This window comes from Streptomyces otsuchiensis (assembly GCF_004305975.1).
GTDB classification, from domain to species: domain Bacteria; phylum Actinomycetota; class Actinomycetes; order Streptomycetales; family Streptomycetaceae; genus Streptomyces; species Streptomyces otsuchiensis.
This window is the reverse complement of the sequence record NZ_BHZI01000447.1, coordinates 1-2,631: the sequence shown is the minus strand read 5'-3', so window position 1 is coordinate 2,631 and position 2,631 is coordinate 1. Positions and strand designations below refer to the sequence as shown.

Annotated in this window: 2 protein-coding genes; both read left to right on the top strand. The window is 73.6% G+C overall.

Annotated features, from left to right (window positions below):
* Positions 1-95 precede the first annotated feature (95 nt).
* On the top strand, positions 96-1,748 hold the full coding sequence (locus tag E0D90_RS24915; RefSeq protein ID WP_130800188.1) for a sensor histidine kinase: 1,653 nt from the start codon (positions 96-98) through the stop codon (positions 1,746-1,748).
* Positions 1,749-1,818: 70 nt separating this feature from the next.
* Positions 1,819-2,604 carry an SDR family NAD(P)-dependent oxidoreductase gene (locus tag E0D90_RS24910; RefSeq protein ID WP_130800187.1) on the top strand — a complete coding sequence of 262 codons (786 nt, stop codon included), beginning with the start codon at positions 1,819-1,821 and terminating at the stop codon, positions 2,602-2,604.
* Positions 2,605-2,631 lie beyond the last annotated feature (27 nt).

The window sequence follows — 2,631 nt, the reverse complement described above, 5'->3', positions numbered from 1 at the left end:
ACCACGCCCACCCGGCCGCCCCCTCCCGCCAGGGCGCGAAAAGGGGCAAGATGCCAGTCATGCCGTAAAGCGTGCGAATCGCCTAGGCTCGCACTATGGCAGAGGGCTCTTCGCGGAATGGCAACTCGACCGATCTGGCGCAACGGCTTCCCCTGCTGCTGGACGCCATGGTCGCGATCGGCGGTGACGTCGAGCTGCCGATGCTGCTGGAACGCGTCGTCGCCGCCGCGGCCGACCTCACCGGCGCCCGCTTCGCCGCCCTGGCCGTACTCGACGACGAGGGAGGCGTCGGAGAGTTCGTCACCCGCGGAGTGAGTAGCGAGGTACGCGAGAGGATCGGCCGGATGCCCGGCTCGCGCGGCCTGCTCCGGTCCCTGCTGGAGTCCCGCACCCCGCTGCTGCTCCACGACGTCACCCGCGACCCGCGCTTCTCCGGCTTCCCCGCCGGCCACCCCCCGATCCGCTCCCTGCTCGGGGTGCCCGTGCGGGTGCACGACGCGGGGTACGGCGCCCTCTACCTCGGCGACATCCACGACGCCGCCTTCACCCGCGAGGACCTCCAGCTGGTGCAGATCCTCGCCACCGAGGCCGGCATCGCCATCGGCAACGCCAGGCTGTACGAGGCGGTGCGCGAGCGCGCCCGCTGGATGGACGGCAGCGCCGAACTGTCCACCTCGCTGCTCTCCGGCGATGTCGACGACGCCCTGGCCGTGGTCGCCGAACAGGCCCGCCGCCTGGCCGACGCCGATGCCGGGATGGTGCTGCTGCCCAGCCGCGGCGGCGGCATGGAGGTGGTGGCCGCCTGCGCCGACGACACCACCGGGCTGATGGGTGCCCAACTCCCGCCCGGCAGCGCCCTGCTCGGTCAACTGCTCGCCGGGGAACCGGTATTTTTCGACGACGTCTCCACCGACCCTCGCGTCAACGATCCCAGCGCCGCGCGGTTCGGCCCGAGCATGGTGCTGCCGCTCGCCAACAACGGCCGGGCGCTCGGCGCCATCGCGCTGCCCCGGGCGCGCGGCGCGCGGCAGTTCTCCATCGCCGACCGCGCCATGGCCAACCAGTTCGCCCAGCAGGCCGCCGTCGCGCTGATGCTCAGCGAAGCCCGCGACGACCGTCAGCAACTCGCGGTCTACGAGGACCGGGACCGCATCGCCCGCGACCTCCACGACCTCGTCATCCAGCGGCTGTTCGCCACCGGAATGCTGCTCGACACCGCCCAGCGCTCCGCCCAGCTCACCGACGTCCGCGACCGGATCGGCAAGGCCGTCGACGAACTCGACGCCACCATCCAGGAGATCCGCACCGCGATCTTCGCCCTCCAGCAGGGCCCCGAGGAGGCGCCCTCCGGTCTGCGCACCCGGGTGCTGCGGGAGACCGGGACCGTCGCGCTGACCCTCGGCTTCCAGCCCTCGGTCAGCTTCACCGGCCCGGTCGACAACCGGGTGGGGGAGGCGGTCGCCAAGAACCTCATCGCCGCGCTGCGCGAGGCGCTGTCCAACACCGCCCGCCACTCCGGTGCGGCGCGGGTCGAGGTGTCCGTCGACGCCACCGCCGTCCGCCCCGACGGCGCCGACGCGGTACGGCTCACCGTCAGCGACGACGGCGTCGGACTGCCCGAGGACGAGGGCCGCCGCAGCGGGCTGCGCAACATCCTCCAGCGGGCCCGAAGCCTCGGCGGCACCGTGGAGTTCGGCCCTGGGCTCGGCGGCGCCGGCACCTCGGTCGTCTGGGAGGTGCCGCTGTGAACCGCGCCGCGTTTCCATCGCGCGCACGCGCCTACGGCCCGCGCCCGGGGTGGGCGGCTACCGTGCCGCCATGACACGCACCGTGGTGATCAGTGGCGGCGGCACCGGCATCGGGCTCGCCGCCGCGAAGGCGTTCGCCCGCGACGGCGACCGCACCATCCTCGTCGGGCGCCGTCCCGACGTCCTCGAACGCGCAAGCGCCGAAGTGGAGTTCTCGGAGATCTGCCCGGCCGACCTCTCCGAGCCGGCCGGAGCCCGGACCGTCGCCGACTTCGTCCGCGAACGGTTCGGCACGGTGGACGTGCTGGTGCACTCCGCCGGCGGCAACAGCTCCCTCCGGCCGGCCACCGGCCCGGCCGCCGCCGACCCGGACAGCGCCGACCCGGACAGCGACGACCCGCTGGACCTCGTCGCACGCGACTGGTCGCTCAACTTCCGTGTCAACACGCTCAGTTCGGTGCTACTGACCGAGGCGCTGTGTGATCGCCTCGCCTCGCCGGGTGGGCGTGTCCTCTTCCTCAGCTCCATCGCCGCCTACCGCGGTTCCGGCGCCGCCTCCTACGGTGCCGCCAAGGCGGCACTGCACCCCTACGCCCACGACCTGGCGCGCCGGCTCGGCCACCGGGGCGTCACCGTCAACGTGGTCGCCCCCGGCATCGTGGCCGACACCGAGTTCTTCGGCGACACCGGGATGCCGGACGAGACCTGGCGGGCGCGCGTCGACGAGACCCTCAACGCCCGCGCCGGCACCCCCGGCGACATCGCGGAGACCCTGCGCTGGCTCGCCTCCCCGGCGGCAGGTCACATCACCTCCCAGGTGATCCAGGTCAACGGCGGTGCCCAGCGCGGCAACTGAGCGGGCGGGGCGCGGTCGGAGGCGGGC